This window comes from Phascolarctobacterium sp. Marseille-Q4147 (assembly GCF_017968825.1).
In the GTDB taxonomy this organism is placed as follows: domain Bacteria; phylum Bacillota; class Negativicutes; order Acidaminococcales; family Acidaminococcaceae; genus Phascolarctobacterium_A.
In genome coordinates this window covers 2,181,633-2,198,718 of sequence record NZ_CP072874.1, presented here as the reverse complement: position 1 = coordinate 2,198,718, position 17,086 = coordinate 2,181,633, and the positions used below count along the sequence as shown (strand labels likewise).

General features: G+C 49.0%; 16 protein-coding genes and 1 tRNA gene. 16 read left to right on the top strand and 1 reads right to left on the bottom strand.

The features are described from left to right. The first annotated feature begins 4 nt into the window (after positions 1–4). From KAH19_RS10035 to KAH19_RS10000, 8 genes are all read left to right on the top strand, one after another. Positions 5–1,255 carry a methionine gamma-lyase family protein gene (locus KAH19_RS10035; RefSeq protein WP_246869362.1) on the top strand — a complete coding sequence of 417 codons (1,251 nt, stop codon included), beginning with the start codon at positions 5–7 and terminating at the stop codon, positions 1,253–1,255. A gap of 364 nt (positions 1,256–1,619) precedes the next feature. Then, the gene (locus KAH19_RS10030; protein WP_210684479.1) at positions 1,620–2,090 is read left to right on the top strand and encodes a tripartite tricarboxylate transporter TctB family protein; all 471 of its coding nucleotides are present in this window, start codon (positions 1,620–1,622) and stop codon (positions 2,088–2,090) included. Between the two features lie 12 nt (positions 2,091–2,102). After that, the gene (locus KAH19_RS10025; RefSeq protein ID WP_210684478.1) at positions 2,103–3,584 is read left to right on the top strand and encodes a tripartite tricarboxylate transporter permease; all 1,482 of its coding nucleotides are present in this window, start codon (positions 2,103–2,105) and stop codon (positions 3,582–3,584) included. Positions 3,585–3,790: 206 nt separating this feature from the next. Continuing rightward, entirely contained in the window at positions 3,791–4,717 is a 927-nt protein-coding gene (locus tag KAH19_RS10020) for a calcium/sodium antiporter (RefSeq protein ID WP_246869361.1), read from the top strand. A 198-nt stretch (positions 4,718–4,915) separates the two neighbouring features. Then, the gene (gene rpsB / locus KAH19_RS10015) at positions 4,916–5,653 is read left to right on the top strand and encodes a 30S ribosomal protein S2 (RefSeq protein ID WP_021721143.1); all 738 of its coding nucleotides are present in this window, start codon (positions 4,916–4,918) and stop codon (positions 5,651–5,653) included. Between the two features lie 40 nt (positions 5,654–5,693). Next, complete coding sequence (gene tsf, locus KAH19_RS10010) at positions 5,694–6,572, top strand: translation elongation factor Ts (RefSeq protein ID WP_021721142.1); 879 nt, start codon at positions 5,694–5,696, stop codon at positions 6,570–6,572. 196 nt (positions 6,573–6,768) lie between these two features. After that, positions 6,769–7,602, top strand: a complete 834-nt coding sequence (locus KAH19_RS10005; RefSeq protein ID WP_210684476.1) for a MetQ/NlpA family ABC transporter substrate-binding protein — start codon at positions 6,769–6,771, stop codon at positions 7,600–7,602. A gap of 78 nt (positions 7,603–7,680) precedes the next feature. Then, a complete protein-coding gene (locus KAH19_RS10000; protein WP_210684475.1) occupies positions 7,681–8,802 on the top strand; it encodes an amidohydrolase in 1,122 nt (373 codons plus the stop codon). 89 nt (positions 8,803–8,891) lie between these two features. Here the strand turns inward: KAH19_RS10000 and KAH19_RS09995 are convergent, their stop codons facing one another. Beyond that, positions 8,892–9,359, bottom strand: coding sequence for a flavodoxin (locus KAH19_RS09995; RefSeq protein WP_210684474.1), 468 nt, complete (start codon positions 9,357–9,359; stop codon positions 8,892–8,894). 143 nt (positions 9,360–9,502) lie between these two features. Here KAH19_RS09995 and larA point away from each other — a divergent pair, with 143 nt between their 5' ends. From larA to KAH19_RS09955, 8 genes are all read left to right on the top strand, one after another. Then, complete coding sequence (gene larA, locus KAH19_RS09990) at positions 9,503–10,801, top strand: nickel-dependent lactate racemase (protein WP_246869360.1); 1,299 nt, start codon at positions 9,503–9,505, stop codon at positions 10,799–10,801. A 33-nt stretch (positions 10,802–10,834) separates the two neighbouring features. Continuing rightward, positions 10,835–11,797, top strand: a complete 963-nt coding sequence (locus KAH19_RS09985) for an L-lactate dehydrogenase (RefSeq protein ID WP_210684472.1) — start codon at positions 10,835–10,837, stop codon at positions 11,795–11,797. A gap of 199 nt (positions 11,798–11,996) precedes the next feature. After that, positions 11,997–13,070: a Xaa-Pro peptidase family protein gene (locus KAH19_RS09980; protein WP_210684471.1), complete on the top strand. Its 1,074-nt coding sequence runs from the start codon at positions 11,997–11,999 to the stop codon at positions 13,068–13,070. A 26-nt stretch (positions 13,071–13,096) separates the two neighbouring features. Then, entirely contained in the window at positions 13,097–13,654 is a 558-nt protein-coding gene (gene efp / locus KAH19_RS09975; RefSeq protein ID WP_009145091.1) for an elongation factor P, read from the top strand. 207 nt (positions 13,655–13,861) lie between these two features. Next, complete coding sequence (locus KAH19_RS09970; protein WP_040564968.1) at positions 13,862–14,305, top strand: ACT domain-containing protein; 444 nt, start codon at positions 13,862–13,864, stop codon at positions 14,303–14,305. Between the two features lie 34 nt (positions 14,306–14,339). Beyond that, complete coding sequence (locus KAH19_RS09965) at positions 14,340–15,644, top strand: homoserine dehydrogenase (protein WP_210684470.1); 1,305 nt, start codon at positions 14,340–14,342, stop codon at positions 15,642–15,644. 12 nt (positions 15,645–15,656) lie between these two features. Next, positions 15,657–16,568: a homoserine kinase gene (gene thrB, locus KAH19_RS09960; protein ID WP_210684469.1), complete on the top strand. Its 912-nt coding sequence runs from the start codon at positions 15,657–15,659 to the stop codon at positions 16,566–16,568. 61 nt (positions 16,569–16,629) lie between these two features. After that, a tRNA-Pro gene (locus tag KAH19_RS09955) sits at positions 16,630–16,706 on the top strand. Positions 16,707–17,086 lie beyond the last annotated feature (380 nt).

Sequence of the window (17,086 nt, the reverse complement as noted above, 5' to 3'; positions counted from 1 at the left end):
TCAGGTGAGAATTTTGGTTGATTACAATGCATTAGAGCAGGCAGCCTTAGCTGAGGTTGCTAAGCATACCGCAGAGCTGGAAGCAGCAGCTTTGTACAATACTGAAAAGGTTATTGCGGCCTTCCGTAATAACATGGTTTCCGACTACTACTTGAAGCCTACTACAGGCTATGGCTACAGTGATGTGGGCCGCGATACTCTGGATCTGATTTATGCCGAGCTGTTCAAGACTGAGGCAGCATTGGTGCGTTCTCAGTTCGTCAGCGGCACTCATGCGCTGGCAGTTGCTCTGCTGGGCAACCTGCGCGCAGGCGATGAGCTGATTGCTGTAACTGGTGCTCCTTATGACACTATGCAGACTATTATCGGCTCTCCGGTTAAAACTCCCGGCTCTTTGGTTGACCTGGGCGTAACTTACAAGGAGCTGCCGATGACCGGCGACCATGTTGACCTGGAGGCTGTAAAAAATGCTGTTACCTCCAAGACTACGATGATTCACATTCAACGCTCCTGCGGCTACAGCAGCGAACGTAAGACTATTGATGTTGCGGAAATCGGCCGTATCTGCAGTGCTGCAAAGGAAGCTAACCCGAATGTTATCTGCTTTGTCGACAACTGCTACGGCGAGTTTATCGAGAAGCAGGAGCCTACCGAGGTTGGTGCTGATTTGATGGCAGGCTCTCTGATTAAAAACCTTGGCGGCGGTTTGGCTCCTACCGGCGGTTATATTGTCGGCCGTGCCGATTTGGTAGAGAACGCTTCCTACCGTCTGACCGCTCCCGGTCTGGGCGGCGAGATGGGTGCAACCTTGGGTGACACTGCTCGCGAGTTCTATCAGGGACTGTTCCTGGCTCCGCATATCGTGGTGCAGGCTGTTAAGACTGCTGTTTTTGCGGCTGCTGTTTTCAAAGGCCTTGGCTATGCTGTTAAGCCGCTGCCGGAGGAACGCCGCAGCGATATTATTCAGGCTATTACCTTGGAGAGCAAGCAGCGTCTGTGCGATTTCTGTGTTGCTATTCAGGGCAATTCTCCTGTTGATGCGCACGTTGAGCCGGTTCCAAGTCCGCTGCCGGGTTATCAGGATGAGATTATTATGGCTGCGGGTACTTTTGTACAGGGCGCTTCTATTGAGCTGAGTGCCGATGGTCCGTGCCGTGAGCCGTTTAATGTTTTCTTCCAGGGCGGTTTGACTTTTGAGCATGGTCGTCTGGCGATTATGGCAGCGGCTAAGCGTGTTGGCCCCAAAGAGGCGTAATAAAGTTAAAGATTCGTAATTAAATCTCATTCCGTTCAAAAGAATTGCGGGCGCTCGTTTCGTGTGGAACCAAGACGAAGTGCCGAAAAACTCGCGCTAAGCTAAAAAATTATGCAATATTAGCTTGCATAGCGCTCAGACAGTTTCGGCCCTTCGGTGGTTCCAAACACTTACTCGCTGCAATTATTATTTCTCTGCATGAGAATTTAATTACTCAATGTAGTTTGCTCTTAGCTTTGCAATAAGAGTTCATTTATCCATTTTAGTTTGCTCTTAACTTTGCAATAAAGTTTCGGTTACTCAATTTAGTCTGGCATCGAATTGACGTCAATTTTGATGGCGGAGTTGTTTAAGGATGATTTATATGAATAACATGGCAGTATGTAATTATATAGTGGGCGTGCTGGGCGCGGTTATCGGCGGTCTGATTATGCAGGCTGCGGCAGCCTTTCCGCTGGAGTTTACGGAGAACGGCCCCGGTCCCGGCTTCTGGCCTTTTACGCTGGGAGCGGTGCTGGGAGCTGTTTCGGTTTTGCTGCTGCTTTATACCTTTATCAATAAAACTGATTTACATGGCGTGAAGGTGCAGCTTTCTTCGACAGGCAACAAGCGCGTTTATTTAATGATGGGACTTGTTGTTTTGTTCTGCGTGCTCATCAGCATTCTCGGCTTTTATCCGGCAGCGGCACTTATGATTCCGGCTGTTATGCGTCTTATGGATTATCGCAATTATAAGGTAATCGGCCTGACAACGGTGCTGTGTCTGCTGTTTATTTATCTTGTTTTCGGCATGCTGCTGCATACGCAGATGCCGCAATCTGTTTTCATGGAGTAGGGGGTCATACTGATGGTTGATATAATGAGCGCATTAAATATGATTTTCGTCCCCATGAATCTGCTGGGACTTTTCTTCGGCGTGCTGGTTGGCATTGCCTTCGGCTGTATGCCCGGCCTGAGTGTTAACATGGGTTTGGCGCTGCTGTTTCCGCTGGCCTTTACCTTTCACGGTATCGGCGGCATTCTGATGCTGCTGGGTATTTACTGCGGTGCGATTTACGGCGGCAGTATTTCGGCAATCCTGTTGAAAACTCCGGGTACGCCTGCTTCCGTAGCGACTACTCTGGATGGTTACCCGATGGCGACGAAGATGGGACAGCCCGGACGTGCTCTCGGTCTTTCCACCTTGGCCAGCACCTTCGGCGGTATTTTCAGTACCGTCTGTCTGATTTTGCTGGCACCGCAGCTGGCGAAGGTTGCACTGCAGTTTTCCAAGCCGGAATATTTTGCTCTGGCTATTTTCGGCCTCAGCATTATTACGAGCGTTTCCTCAGGCAGTGTTATCAAGGGTATTATGGGCGGTCTTATCGGCCTGTTCCTGGCGACTGTCGGCATTGACGGTATGAGCGGCGCTATCCGCTTTACCTTGGACACCAACTATTTTATGGGCGGTGTGTCCTTTATCCCTGTGCTGATCGGCGTATTCGCCTTTGCGCAGGTGTTGAGCAGTATTGAGGATTATTATCATAATGAACGTCAGGAGCAGCACATGATGCTTGACCGTCTGCTGCCTTCGTTTGATGATATCAAGAGAGTGTTTACCACGCTTTTGCGTTCCTCCTTCATCGGTACATTCATCGGCTGTGTGCCCGGTACCGGCGGCGATATCGCTTCCTTTGTTTCCTATGATCAGGCGAAACGCTGGTCTAAGCACAGCAAGAACTTCGGCAACGGCGAGCCTGAGGGCATTGTAGCCTCCGAGGCAGGCAACAACGCTGTATCCGGCGGTGCTTTTATTCCGGTGCTTACGTTGGGTATCCCCGGTGATGGCGCAACGGCAATTATGATGGGTGCGCTGATGGTTCAGGGCCTGCAGCCCGGTCCCTTGCTGTTTGTGGAAAAGGCGCCTGATGTTTATGCTATCTTCATCGGTCTGCTGTTGGCCAACGTGATTATGGGTATCATGGGCTTTTCGTTAATCAGACTTTTTATGAAGGTTGTTAACGTGCCTGTGCATATTCTGCTGCCGATTATCGTGATGATGACCTTCGTGGGCACTTATTCCTACAATAATTCCCTGAATGATGTTTATCTGATGGTAGCAAGCGGTTTCCTGGGTTACTTTATGAATAAGCTGGGCTTTTCCATGTCGGCGATTATCATCGGCATTATCCTCGGCGGTATGGCGGAGCAGAACTTTGTCGGCTCGCTGATTATGAGTGACGGCAGCTTTGCTATTTTCTTCCAGCGTCCGCTGTGCCTGTTCTTCCTGGTGGCAGCTCTTTTATCACTGCTTTCGCCGCTTTTCGGCAAGCTGTTCAAAAGAAGCTAAATTTTACTTGACAAACTCCCGGCGTTTGGATAAACTATGCATATAAAGGGAGTAGCTTGCACGCATGGCGTGTTCACTCTGTCGTCAGTACGATTGCTTCGGCAATCCGGCTTTGTGACTAAGTAGCGAGACTTTGTTGTAATTTTATTGCAGCAATGTCTCGCTTTTTTGTTTTTAGGGACGGCTGCAAATCAAGGAGGAAGAAAATGGAAATAGCTTTACAGTTTGTTTTATTGGCTTTAGGCTTTGTGATGCTCGGTAAGGGGGCGGATTGGTTTGTTGAAGGTGCAGCAGGCATTGCCATGCGCTTCGGCATTCCGCAGCTGGTAATCGGCCTTACTATCGTGGCGATGGGTACGAGCGCACCGGAGGCGGCGGTAAGTATCGCTGCTGCAGTTAAGGGTAATGCAGATATTACCATCGGTAATATCGTCGGCAGTAATATTCTTAATATCCTGGTGATTCTCGGCCTTGCGGCTTCTATTGTGCCGATTGCGGTAGCGCGTTCTACCGTACGCATCGAAATCCCCTTCATGATTGGTGTTACCGCACTGCTGTTTTATCAGGGACGCGACGGTAGCATCAGTCTGGCGGACGGCGGTGTGCTTATGGTAGCCTTTGCCGCATATATGATGTATCTGTACACCATGGCGATGAAAAGCAATGTCGACAGTGACCTTGAAGAACCCGGCCTGCCGCTGGGACGCTGCCTTTTGGGTGCAGTGGGCGGTTTGGCGCTGATTATTGCGGGCAGTAATGTTACCGTAGGCGCAGCAACCTCTATTGCAACCTATGCGGGACTCAGCGAGCGTTTCATCGGCCTGACGATTGTGGCCTTGGGAACCTCACTGCCGGAGCTGTTTACCTCTGTGGCGGCAGCACGTCGCGGCAATGCGGATATTGCGATAGGTAATATCGTCGGCAGTAACATTTTCAATATCCTTTTCGTAGTAGGCTTGTCCTCGCTGATTATCGACATTCCCTTTGCATCTGCTTTTAACTTTGATACTTATGTAGCGCTTGGTGCGGCAGTGCTTCTGTGGCTGTGCGTGCTGCGTACGCAAAGACTGCAGCGCTGGGCCGGTGCCTTGATGCTGGTTTGCTATGCGGCGTATCTGGGGTATATTTTGTAAGCACAGCATTATAATGTAAAAATTTAACATTTACCCTCCGCAAGCAGTAAAAATCTCTTGCCTGCTTGCGGAATTTATGGTAAAATATTTTGGTGTAAAAATAACACACGCAGGAAAATTCATCTGTTGCTACGTTTTGCCGCGTAGAGAAGAATTATAACCCATTCCTGCGGAGGAAAAAACAGGAGGAAACAAAAAATGGCTATTATCTCTATGAAACAATTACTTGAAGCTGGTGTACACTTTGGTCACCAAACCCGTCGTTGGAACCCTAAAATGGCTCCGTACATCTTCACCGAACGTAACGGTATCTACATCATCGACCTGCAAAAAACCGTAAAAAAGGTTGACGAAGCTTACAACTTCATCCGTGAGGTTGCTGCTGCCGGCGAAAACATTCTGTTCGTTGGTACCAAAAAACAAGCTCAAGAAGCTATGAAAGAAGAAGCTACCCGCTGCAACATGTTCTTCGTTAACGAGCGTTGGCTGGGCGGCATGCTGACCAACTTCAAAACCATCCAAACCCGTATTGCACGTCTGCGCAAACTGGAAGCTATGGAAGCTGACGGCACCTTCGACCTGCTGCCGAAGAAAGAAGTTATCGGCCTGAAACATGAAATGGAAAAACTGACCAAATACTTGGGCGGTATCAAAGACATGAAAAAACTGCCGGGCGCTATGTTCATCGTTGACCCCCGCAAAGAGCACATCGCTGTTCTGGAAGCTCACAAACTGAACATTCCTATCGTTGCAACCGTTGACACCAACTGCGATCCGGACGAAATCGATCATGTAATCCCTGCAAACGACGACGCTATCCGCGCTGTAAAACTGCTGACTGCTAAAATGGCTGACGCTGTTCTGGAAGGCCGTCAAGGTATGCAAACCGAAGAAGCTGCTGCTGAAGAAGCTCCGGCAACCGAAGAAGCTGAATAATCCTAACGTTAATATATTACATTTTGAGGAGGAATAACTGATGGCTCAAATTACTGCTGCATTAGTTAAAGAACTGCGCGAGCGTACTGGCGCTGGCATGATGGACTGCAAAAAAGCACTGACCGCTGTAGAAGGCGATATGGACAAAGCAATCGACTTCCTGCGTGAAAAAGGTCTGGCTGCTGCTGCTAAAAAAGCCGGCCGTATCGCTGCTGAAGGCGTTGTTGGCTCTTTCGTAAGCGCTGACGGCAAGATCGGTGCAATCGTAGAAGTTAACTGCGAAACCGACTTTGTTGCTAAAACCGACGGCTTCAAAGAACTCGTTGAAAAAATTGCTGCTCATATTGTAGCTACCAAACCGGCTGACGTAGAAGCTCTGCTGGCTTCCGAGCTGGACGGCCAAACCGTTGAAGCTCTGGTAACCGCTAGCGTTGCTAAGATCGGCGAAAAGATTTCCGTTCGTCGTTTCGCTCTGTACGAAGCTCCGGAAGGCGTTGTTGCTGCTTACATCCATGGCGGCGGCAAAATCGGCGTTATTGTTGAATTAAAAGGCGGCAATGCTGAACTGGGTAAAGACGTTGCAATGCATGTTGCTGCTGCTAACCCGAGCTACCTGGAACGCTCTCAAGTACCGGCTGCTGAGCTGGAACACGAGAAAGAAGTTCTGTCCGAGCAAGCTAAAAACGAAGGCAAACCGGAAAAAATCATCGAGAAGATGGTTATGGGCCGTATCAACAAATACTACAAAGAAGTATGCCTGGTTGACCAAGAGTTCGTTAAAGATCCGGACCAAACTGTTGGCAAACTGGTAAAAGCTGCAGGCGCTGAAGTTCTGGCATTCTCCCGTTTCCAACTGGGTGAAGGCATCGAAAAGAAACAAGAGGACTTCGCTGCAGAGGTTATGTCTCAAATTAAATAATCCGTTTAGTTTGGACTGCAACTGAACATTTAAGGCTATCACAAGCAATTGTGGTAGCCTTTTTTGCATTGCAAAACTTTTAAAAAGTGTAAAATAGTATACATTTTTCCTGCTTGACTATACTCCTGCAAAAGAATATAATAACAACGTATTTTGTTTTAGCAGTCTAGTAAACTGCTGGGGAGGTTAATGTATAATGAATAAGTTTTTAAAATACGCTCTTGTAGGCGTACTGACAATGTTTGCTATCGTAGCTGCAGGCTGCGGCGGTTCTAAGGATGACGGCAAGGTAGATATGAATAAGCCCGTTATCGTAGGCGTAAACCCCGGTCCGCATGCTATCATTATGGATAATGTAAAGAAGATTGCCGAGAAAAAAGGCCTGAAGATTGAGGTTAAAGAGTTCAGCGATTTCGTAACTCCTAACTCCGCTCTGGCTTCCGGTGAAATCTGGGCTAACTGCTTCCAGCACGAGCCCTTCCTGAAGGCAACCATGAAGAAGGAGCCTTCCTTCAAGCTGGCTAAAGCTTTTAACACTGCTTTGTTCCCGATTAACATCTATTCTAAAAAATTGAAACCCGGCGATACCATTCCTGACGGTGCGAAAATCGGTATTCCTAACGATCCGACCAACGGCGGCCGTGCTATTCTGTTGCTTGCTGCCAACAACCTGATTAAGGTTAAAGACCCGAAGGATGTTACTACCAGCGTTAAGGATATCACCGAAAATCCGCACCATTTCGAAATTGTTGAGCTGGAGGCTGCAGCAATTCCCCGCAGCCTGGATGATCTGACCTGCGCAGCAATCAACACTACCTACGCTATCAGCGCCGGCCTGGACCCCGCCAAGGATCCTATCCTGCGTGAAACCAAGGATTCTCTGTATGTAAACATTGTTGCCGTACAGGAAAAAGACCTGAACGATCCGCGTCTGAAGATTTTCCAGGAAGCATATCAATCTAAGGAAAATGCAGAATTCATCGAGAAGAAATTCCCCGGTTCTGTATACTTAGGCTGGGATAATAAATAATGAGCTCATGGTCAACGCGCAAACTCCTGCGGGAGCTTTGCCGTTGGCCTTTTGTTATGCAAAGGTGGTAATTAAATCATGGATATTCAAGCACATATTAATGAGGTATGGCCCAAGCTGCATGCTCTGGCAGAGCCTGCTTTTAAAGAGGTTAGGACTGCAGCCTTTCTGGCTGATTTTTTGCGTAAGCTTGGTTACGATGTAACCGAAAACGTCGGTGATACTACCGCGCTTACCGCTGTGCTGGACAGCGGCAAGCCTGGACCTACGGTAGCAGTGCGCACCGATATGGATTGCCTGCTGTTTAAAAACGAGGACGGCTCGCTGGAGCCTATTCACGCCTGCGGCCATGATGCGCATATGACTATCGCTTTGGGCGTAGCCAAGCTGCTGCAAGAGCAGGGGCTTGCCTGCGGCCGCGTGAAGATTCTTTGCCAGCCTGCTGAGGAAATCGGCAGAGGCGCACTGGCAATGCTGGAGGCAGGAGCGCTGGATGATGTGCAGTACGCTTTAGGCTACCATGTAATGCCGAAGGATATGGCACGCAGCGGTCAGATTATCGCGCAGATCAACTGGACGGCCTGCACCCTGATGGAAGGCGAAATCCGTGGGTTGGCAGCGCACGGCTCCCAGCCGCATCTGGGCGTGAATGCTATTGATGCCGGTGCCGCTATCGTCAATGCCATCAACGCACTGCACAGCAATCCGCTTTTGGGCGGCAGCATCAAGACTACCCGCTTCATGGGCGGTGCAGGCTCGCTCAACGCTATCTGCGACAAGGTAAGCATCGGCTTTGACCTGCGCAGTACGTCGAACGCCGAGATGCTCGAGCTGCGCCGCAAGGTAGAGGACATCGTTGTGAATACGGCGAAGGTGTACGGCGCGGAGGCGGATTGTCATATCGTCGGCACCTGCCCGGCGGCGGAGGCTGACCCGTCACTGTTGGCGCTGACGCAGGAGGTAATTTCTGCAGAGCTGGGAGCGGGGGGACTGATTCCCGCTGCCAATATTACGGTAGGCGAGGACTTCAACTTCTTCAAGCAGGAGCGTCCGCAGCTGAAAACTGCCAGCCTAGGCATAGGCTGCAATCTGGAGCCGCGTCTGCATGACCGCGATATGCACTTTGACCACAGCGCGCTGGCTAATGCCATCAACGTGCTGACAAATCTTACGCAGCGTATTTTATGCGTAAAGCCGTAAGTATATCCTGAAAAATTATAAAGCAAAAGGCTTCTGCAGTAAGGTGTTGCCAAACTGCGGAAGCCTTAATTTTACGCTTATGATTCTGTTTATGCTTCTTTTATAGCTGCGGCGATGGCTGCTACAGCCTTGTCTTTGAGGCCGGTTGCTTCGATACAGGGATTAAAGGCTGCGTCCTTGCAAATTTCAGTCATAGCCTTTTCGCTGCTGCCCTTGCCGCTGCTGCCGTAGGTGCAGACAGGGATAATTGTTTTGCCGCTCAGGTCGTTTTCTTCCAGAAAGGTGAGGATGATATTGGGGCAGGTGAACCACCAGATAGGGAACATCACCACAATGGTGTCATAGTCCTGCAGGTTCTGCGGCTTAGCCTTCATCGCAGGACGGGCGTTCTGCAGGTTTTCCAGCTTGGCCTGGCCTACGCAGATAAGATAAGAGGAGGAATATTCTTTTACCGGCTCAATAGCAAAAAGGTCGGCGTCAGTTTGCTTGGCGGTGTCCTCGGCCAGCTTTTGGGTAATGCCTGTGCGTGTGAAATAGGCGATAAGAGTTTTCTTCATAATGGGAACCTCGCTTTCATATAGTAGTATTATAACACAATTTTAGACAAAGGCTGAATTTTCTTTACAGTTTTACTGTCAGCTTGTATATTTAGCTGATTTCATGTATAATAGAGTTAGTTTTTTCAAATGGAGGGATGTCGATGAAAAAATACTTTCTGCCTATAGGCAAACGACAGGAAGAGGTAGTGCTCCCCGAGGAGCGCGTTATATATGATATTCACGGCAATGAATCCAGCGTCTGCGAGGACGTTGTTGCCGCTACTACCGAAGCAATCCGTAACCCGATTGGCACCAAGCCGCTGCGCGAAATTGTGCATGCAGGCGAAACTGTGGCTATCGTTATCAGTGATATCACTCGTCTGTGCGGTACGTCCGAATTTCTGCCGGTAATTGTTGCCGAGCTGAACAGTGTGGGCGTTAAGGACGAGGACATCACCGTTATTGTTGCTACCGGTACCCACCGCGGTCATACGCATGAAGAGGATATCACCGTTTGCGGCGAGGAAATGGTGCGCCGTCTGAAAATTGTGCAGCATGACTCCCGCAAGAGCGAGGATATGGTATTGCTTGGCCAAACCTCCTTCGGTAATGATGTTGCTATCAGCAAATATGTTGCCAATGCCGACAGAGTTATTCTGACCGGTGCCGTAACACTGCATCCCTTTGCCGGCTTCGGCGGCGGACGCAAGGCTGTTATGCCGGGCGTAGCGGCATATGACAGCATTATGAAAAACCATTGCATGACTATGTCCCCGGTAGAAGGCGCAGGCTGCAACAAGGCCTGTGACGCAAGTCTGCTCGAGGGCAATCCCATTCATCAGGATATGTATGAATCCTGCAAGCTGCTGGATCCGGATTTTCTGGTGAACACTGTGTTTACTCCGGACGGAGAAATCAGCGAGGTTGTTGCAGGCCACTGGTACGAGGCATGGCAGAAGGGCTGTAAGGATTTGCTGGCTATGGCAGGCGTACACATCAAGCAGCTTGCTGATGTAGTAATTGCTTCCGCAGGTGGTTATCCGAAGGATTTGAACCTGTATCAGGCTACCAAGTGCCACATGAACGCACAGTTTGCGGTTAAGCACGGCGGCATCATGATTTTCACTTTGGACTGCCCGGATATTAAGGAGCCTGCTATTTTTACGGACTGCTTCAGCCGTAACGATATGGAGCAGTTTGAAAAGGATATCCGTGCTAATTTCACTATTCCGGCCTTTGTTGCCTTCAAGGCGCGCTGCATTGTCAACGATGTAACCGCTTATCTGGTAACACGTCCGGAGAACTTCGATTTTGTCCGCAAGACAGGTCATATTCCCTGTACATCCTTGCAGGAGGCCTGGAATCTGGCTCAGGAAAAGCTTGCAGAGCAGGGCAAAAAGGATTACAATATTACCATTATGGGCCATGCGTCAGCTACGCTGCCTATTTTGGACAAATAAAATATTAAAGAATAATTTGGGGGGAACTTAATTATGAAAACAAGAAAAGTTGGTATTCTCGGTTTAGGTCACGTTGGTGCTCACGTTGCATACAGCCTGGCTATTCAAGGCATTGCTGCCGAGCTGGTGCTGGTAGATCCGAAAGAATCCAAGCTGGCTGCCGAGGTACAGGACCTGCGCGACGCAATTCTGTATTGCCCGCATGATGTAAAAATCAACGGCGGTACCTACGCTGACTTGGGCGACTGCGACGCTATCGTAAACTGCATCGGCGATATCGACCTGGTTGCCAGCGGTGACCGCTTGGATGAACTTACCTTTACCGCAGCACAGGTTAAAGGTTATATCCACAAGGTTATGGCCAGCGGCTTCAACGGCTTCATTGTTAACATCACCAATCCCTGCGATGTTATCACCAACATCCTTTATCGCGAAAGCGGTTTGCCGAAAGGCCATGTAATCGGCACCGGTACCGGTCTGGATACCTCCCGTCTGGTATCTGCTTTATCTCTGCAGACTGGCGTTTCTCCGCAATCCATCAGCGCTTACATGATTGGCGAGCACGGCGCTTCCCAAATGGCTGCCTGGTCCTGCGTAAACTTCAACGGCATTCCTTTAAGCTCTTTGGAGAATGAGGACGCAAAATTCGCTTTTGACAAACCGGAGCTGCAAAAACGCGCTATCGGCGGCGGTTGGGTAACCTACAGCGGCAAGCACTGCACCGAATACGGCATCTGCTCTACCGCAGCACGTATGGTACGCTGTATTTTCAACGACGAGCAACGCATTATGCCTGCTTCCATGCTGCTTGACGGCGAATACGGTGAAAAGGATGTCTTTGTAGGCGTTCCTGTTCTGCTGGGCAAAAATGGTGCAGAGCGTGTGCTGGAGCTGCCTCTGACTGCCGAGGAGCTGGCAAACTTCCACAAATGCTGCGACGATGTACGTAAGAACATCAAAACCGCAGAAGGCATTGCTGCTGCAGAATGTAAATAATTTTTAACGTATGTCTTGTAAAAGGCAGGCCGACAACGCTGCAAGGCGCTGCTTACGGCCTGCTTTTTTGCTGCTTATGCTACAAAGTTAACAAAAAAAGTGCCTTAGCAAAGATAATAGTTGAAAGTTTTGCCAATGAGTGGTAAAATATTTAGGTGATTCATAGCTGTCACAAGTTTTATGGAAAGAGGGTAATATCATGACGCGTATCAATAGAGTTTTGGAGCATATGGCCAAGCTGCAGGTAGACAGTGTCATTATTAAGGATGTTACCACAATCCGTTATCTGACCGGCTTTACAGGAGATTCCAGTCTGCTGTATCTGGACAGACAACAGGGCGTGCTGATTACGGATGGCCGTTATACAGAGCAGGCCAGAAACGAAATGAAGTTCTTCAAGGTGCTGGAGTATACTCCGACAGGTGCGCACAGCATCTGGGCTGCCGCCGCTGATTTGGCAAAGAATGCTCAAGCGCAGGTAGTAGGCTTTGACGGAGCGTATTACAGCTATGATGATTATACTGTGCTGCACGAGCTTTTGGGCGAAACCTATATGCAGAGCATTGATTTCAGCGATATCCGCATGATTAAGGATAAAAAAGAGCTGGACATGCTGCTGAAGGCTGCCAGCATCGCTGACGAAGCCTTTATCCATCTGTTGGAGGATATCAAGCCCGGCTGTACCGAGCGCAGTCTGGCAGGCCGCTTGGAATACTATATGCGTGCCTTGGGAAGTGAAAAGACTTCCTTCGATACGATTGTAGCCTCCGGCGTACGCAGTGCTTTGCCGCATGGCATGGCATCCGACAAGGTTATCGAGGTCGGTGATTTTATTACCTTTGACTTCGGTGCCGTCTATAAGGGATATCATTCCGATATGACGCGTACATTAGTAGTGGGCCTGGCAAATTCCTGGCAGCAGGAAATTTATACTATAGTTGAAGAAGCACAGCGCAAGGGCCTGAAGGCTGCCGAAGCAGGTATGACCGGCAGAGAGCTGGACGCTATTGTGCGTGACAGCATTACCGCCTGCGGCTACGGCGATTATTATGTGCATGGAACAGGTCACGGCGTAGGCCTGGAAATCCACGAAATGCCGATGATCAACAAGCGTGGCGCTACAGTGCTGCAGACAGGCATGATTTTCACTATTGAACCTGGTATATACATTCCCGGTAAAGGCGGGGTACGTATAGAAGATACTGTTGTTTTGACAGAGGATGGGGCGAGAGCCTTGAACGGTGTCAAAAAGCAGCTTATTGAAATTGTCTAATATTTAAATTTATAGGAGGGCTTCCAATGATTTCCACAAACGAATTTAAAACCAACGTAACTGTTACTATCGATGGCGACGCTTGGCAGGTTGTTGAATTCCAACACGTAAAACCTGGTAAGGGTGCTGCTTTCGTACGTGCAAAAATGCGTAACCTGTGCACCGGTGCTGTTGTTGAGCGTACCTTCAACGCAGGCGAGCGTCTGCCGAAGGCTCACATCGACCGTCGCGAAATGCAATATCTGTATGAATCCGACGGCATGTATGTATTCATGGACAATGAAACCTACGAACAAACCGAGCTGAGCAAAGAAACTCTGGGCAGCGCACTGAACTTCCTGAAAGAGAACATGGACGTTAAAATCATGATTTATGACAACCGTGTACTGGGCGTTGACCTGCCGAACACTGTAGAACTGACCGTAGTTGAAACCGAACCCGGCATCAAAGGCGATACCGCTACCGGCGGCAGCAAGAATGCTACCATGGATACCGGCTATGTTGTTAAGGTTCCTCTGTTCATCAACGAGGGCGACGTTCTGGCTATCGATACCAGAACCGGCGACTACATTTCCCGCGCTTAATTTTAATTAAGAATTACGCAGCAGCTGCTGCAGGCTTGTTCTGTTACTTACGGTGACGGAACCTGCCTGCGGCAGCTTTTTTGTATATTTGCATGCGTGTCATGTGCACTGAATTTGTTCAAAATTTACAAAAATAACAAGTGTACTTTTCAAGAGAACAGTGGTATAATATTAAAAGAACTTTGTATGAAGAAAGGGGACACTAGTATGTCTGAAAAATCCACATTCTATTTGGTTCGCGAAGAAATTCTTCCTGAAGCAATTAAAAAAACTATAAAGGTTAAAGAAATCCTTAAACGCGGCGAAATCAAAACTATTAACGAAGCAGTTGAAAAAATGGGCCTGAGCCGCAGTGCTTATTACAAATATAAGGATTTCGTTTTCCCGTTCTATGAAGCAAGCAAGGAAAAAATTATTACCTTGTCCTTACTGCTGGAGCACAAATCCGGCGTGCTGTCCAAGGTTCTGAATACTGTTGCCGACGATTCCGGCAGCATCATGACCATCAACCAGGGCATTCCTCTGCAGGGCGTTGCCAACACCACTATTTCTATCGAAACCAAGCATCTGACTGTAGATCTGGAGGCTCTGCTGGACAAGCTGCGCATGATTGACGGCGTAAAACGTTTGGAAGTTTTAGGTCAGGTATAACCGATTACTTATTTAGGTATTGGAGGGGTACTAAATGAAGGATTTTGTAAATGTTGGTCTGTTGGGCGCCGGCACTGTCGGTGGCGGCGTGCTGAAGGTTTTAGAGAAAAATGCAGAAAAAATAGCCAAAGAGGTAGGCAAGCCTGTAAGAATCACCAAGGTGCTTGACCGCCATGTAGACCGCCTGAAACAGGAATACGGTGATAAATATATTTTTACCGATAACGCTGATGAGGTGCTTGAGGATAAGGATATTGATATTATCGTTGAGCTGCTGGGCCGCGAGCATCCTGCCAAGGAATTTATCGCTAGAGCCTTTGCCAACGGCAAGCATGTTGTTACTGCCAACAAGGACGTTCTGGCCAAATTCGGCTCCGAGCTGTTCCCGCTGGCACATGAGCACAACTGCGACTTTATGTTTGAAGCCAGCGTCTGCGGCGGTATTCCTATCATCGGACCGATGAAAACCAGTATGGCAGCCAATCAGATTACCTCTATTATGGGTATCGTGAACGGCACCACCAACTATATGCTGTCCAAGATGGCTAACGAACACCTTGATTACGATGAGGTGCTGAAGGAAGCGCAGGCCAAGGGCTATGCAGAGTCCGATCCTACTGCCGATGTAGGCGGTCTGGATGCTGCGCGTAAAATCGTTATTCTGGCATCTATCGCTTTCAATACCCGTTTTAATCTGGACGATGTACAGGTTGAAGGCATTGAAAGCATTGAAGCCTGCGATATCAAATATGCAACTGACCTAGGTTACGCAGTAAAGCTTCTGGCAATCGCCAAGAACGATCCGGAAAACGGTGTAAGCCTGCGTGTTAACCCGACGATGATTCCGCTTTCCCATCCGCTGGCAGGCGTAAACGGCGTTTATAACGCTGTATTCGTCAACGGTGATGCTATCGGTGAGGCCATGTTCCTGGGCCTCGGTGCAGGCCGTCTGCCGACTGCAAGCTCCGTCTGCGGCGATATTATTGATGTTGCCCGCAATATGCAGCATCAGTCTACCGGACGCATCAGCTGCACCTGCTTTGAGGAAAAACGCCTCTGCCCGCCTGATAAGATGTCCGCACCGGCATATATCCGTCTGCAGGTAGCAGATAAGCCGGGCGCACTGGCAGCTATCGCTGCAGCCTTCGGCGCACAGAACGTGAGCCTGCGCAATGTTGTACAGACTAATGATGTTAAGAGCAACAAGGCGGAAATTGTTGTAATTACCCACAGCGTTTCGGAGGCTAATCTGCAGATGGCGCTGCAAATTTTGCGCGTGCTGCCGGTAGTAGAAGCAATCAGCTGTGTGATTCGTGTAGAAGACAGCCATTTGGCATAAAGAGGCGGCAGCATGAAAAAAGTATTTATTCAGGTTCCTGCAACCTCAGCTAACTGCGGCCCCGGCTTTGATACCCTTGGCCTGGCCTGCAATTTGTATAACGAAGTAAGCTATGAAATAACCGATAAGAAGGGCTTCCAGCTGGAGGTAGAAGGCGAGGGCGCAGATTATCTGAAGCCGTTTGGCCGTAATTTGGCTTTCGCCAGCTTTCTGCGCGTGTGGAACGCCGTAACCGACGGCCAGCGCATCGGTCTGAAGGTAAAGATGCTCAACCGCATTCCTATGTCCCGCGGTTTGGGCAGCAGCTCCAGTGCGATTGTTGCCGGTCTGTTTGCAGCCAACGCTTTGTGTGATGACCATTATACCAAGGACGAGCTTCTCGGTATCGCTACGGAAATCGAGGGCCATCCCGATAATGTGGCGCCGGCGCTGTACGGCGGCTTCACCATCAGCTATATGGAGCAGGAGAAGGCGCATTCCCTGCGTCTGCTGCCTGCCAAGCCGTTGAAGTTCATCGCCGTTGTTCCCGACAGCAAGCTGCCTACGTCGCTTGCGCGTCAGGCTATTCCCAAGACTGTACCGCATAAGGACGCAGTGTATAACACCTCCAGAGCTTCGCTTTTGGTCGGAGCGCTGCTGAGCGGCAATTATGAGTATCTGGGCATGGCGCTGGAGGACAAGCTGCATCAGCCGTACCGTGCACATCTGATTCCTGGCTTGCCAGATGTTTTTGCGGCTGCCAAAGAGGCAGGCGCATATAACGCTATTATCAGCGGCGCAGGCTCTACGGTAATGGCCTATGCTTCGCCGGAGGCAGACTGTGAGCGCATTGCCAAGGCTATGGTAGATGTGTTTGCAGCCAATAATGAGCACGCATGCTACCATATTCTGGACCTCGATACAGAGGGTGTAAAAAAAATTTAAAATAATTTATAAAATAGTGTTGACAAAATCCAAATAAACCTGTATAATACTCCTTGTGATTCGGGGCGTGGCTCAGCTTGGTAGAGCGCTTCCTTGGGGTGGAAGAGGTCGTGGGTTCGAATCCCGCCGCTCCGACCAATGTCGGACTTATAGCCTTTACGTTTTAACGTAAAGGCTTTTTTCATGTTTAAAAGGAAGTTGGGGCATGCGGGATAATATTATAATGCTCTCGATAAGAGCTAGGGAAAAACTAATCTTATAAACTTAGAACCGATTTTGGTTCTTTTTATTTGCGTAAATTTACATAAAAGTGTAATTCAGAACACAAAAAATCCCATAAAATGTGAGTAGTAAGCATTTTATACAATTCGCTCTGCAATACGTCCCAAACAGCCTACATTTTAAAGAAAAATTATTAGGGAAAAACAATCTGATATGTTATAATATAGAACGTGTAAATAAATTTTGCGCAGCTGCCGGGCAGCAGAGGTAAATACAACTGCCGCTGACGGCATAAT

Excerpts from the sequence above, each read along its gene's own strand:
- KAH19_RS09985 (WP_210684472.1), top strand. The coding sequence starts at position 10,835 with ATGAAAACAAGAAAAGTTGGTATTCTCGGTTTAGGTCACGTTGGTGCT.
- KAH19_RS10025 (WP_210684478.1), top strand. The coding sequence starts at position 2,103 with ATGGTTGATATAATGAGCGCATTAAATATGATTTTCGTCCCCATGAAT.
- KAH19_RS09965 (WP_210684470.1), top strand. The coding sequence starts at position 14,340 with ATGAAGGATTTTGTAAATGTTGGTCTGTTGGGCGCCGGCACTGTCGGT.
- KAH19_RS10030 (WP_210684479.1), top strand. The coding sequence starts at position 1,620 with ATGAATAACATGGCAGTATGTAATTATATAGTGGGCGTGCTGGGCGCG.
- thrB (WP_210684469.1), top strand. The coding sequence starts at position 15,657 with ATGAAAAAAGTATTTATTCAGGTTCCTGCAACCTCAGCTAACTGCGGC.
- KAH19_RS10005 (WP_210684476.1), top strand. The coding sequence starts at position 6,769 with ATGAATAAGTTTTTAAAATACGCTCTTGTAGGCGTACTGACAATGTTT.
- KAH19_RS09970 (WP_040564968.1), top strand. The coding sequence starts at position 13,862 with ATGTCTGAAAAATCCACATTCTATTTGGTTCGCGAAGAAATTCTTCCT.
- larA (WP_246869360.1), top strand. The coding sequence starts at position 9,503 with ATGAAAAAATACTTTCTGCCTATAGGCAAACGACAGGAAGAGGTAGTG.
- efp (WP_009145091.1), top strand. The coding sequence starts at position 13,097 with ATGATTTCCACAAACGAATTTAAAACCAACGTAACTGTTACTATCGAT.
- KAH19_RS09980 (WP_210684471.1), top strand. The coding sequence starts at position 11,997 with ATGACGCGTATCAATAGAGTTTTGGAGCATATGGCCAAGCTGCAGGTA.
- KAH19_RS09995 (WP_210684474.1), bottom strand. The coding sequence starts at position 9,359 with ATGAAGAAAACTCTTATCGCCTATTTCACACGCACAGGCATTACCCAA.
- KAH19_RS10020 (WP_246869361.1), top strand. The coding sequence starts at position 3,791 with ATGGAAATAGCTTTACAGTTTGTTTTATTGGCTTTAGGCTTTGTGATG.
- rpsB (WP_021721143.1), top strand. The coding sequence starts at position 4,916 with ATGGCTATTATCTCTATGAAACAATTACTTGAAGCTGGTGTACACTTT.
- tsf (WP_021721142.1), top strand. The coding sequence starts at position 5,694 with ATGGCTCAAATTACTGCTGCATTAGTTAAAGAACTGCGCGAGCGTACT.
- KAH19_RS10000 (WP_210684475.1), top strand. The coding sequence starts at position 7,681 with ATGGATATTCAAGCACATATTAATGAGGTATGGCCCAAGCTGCATGCT.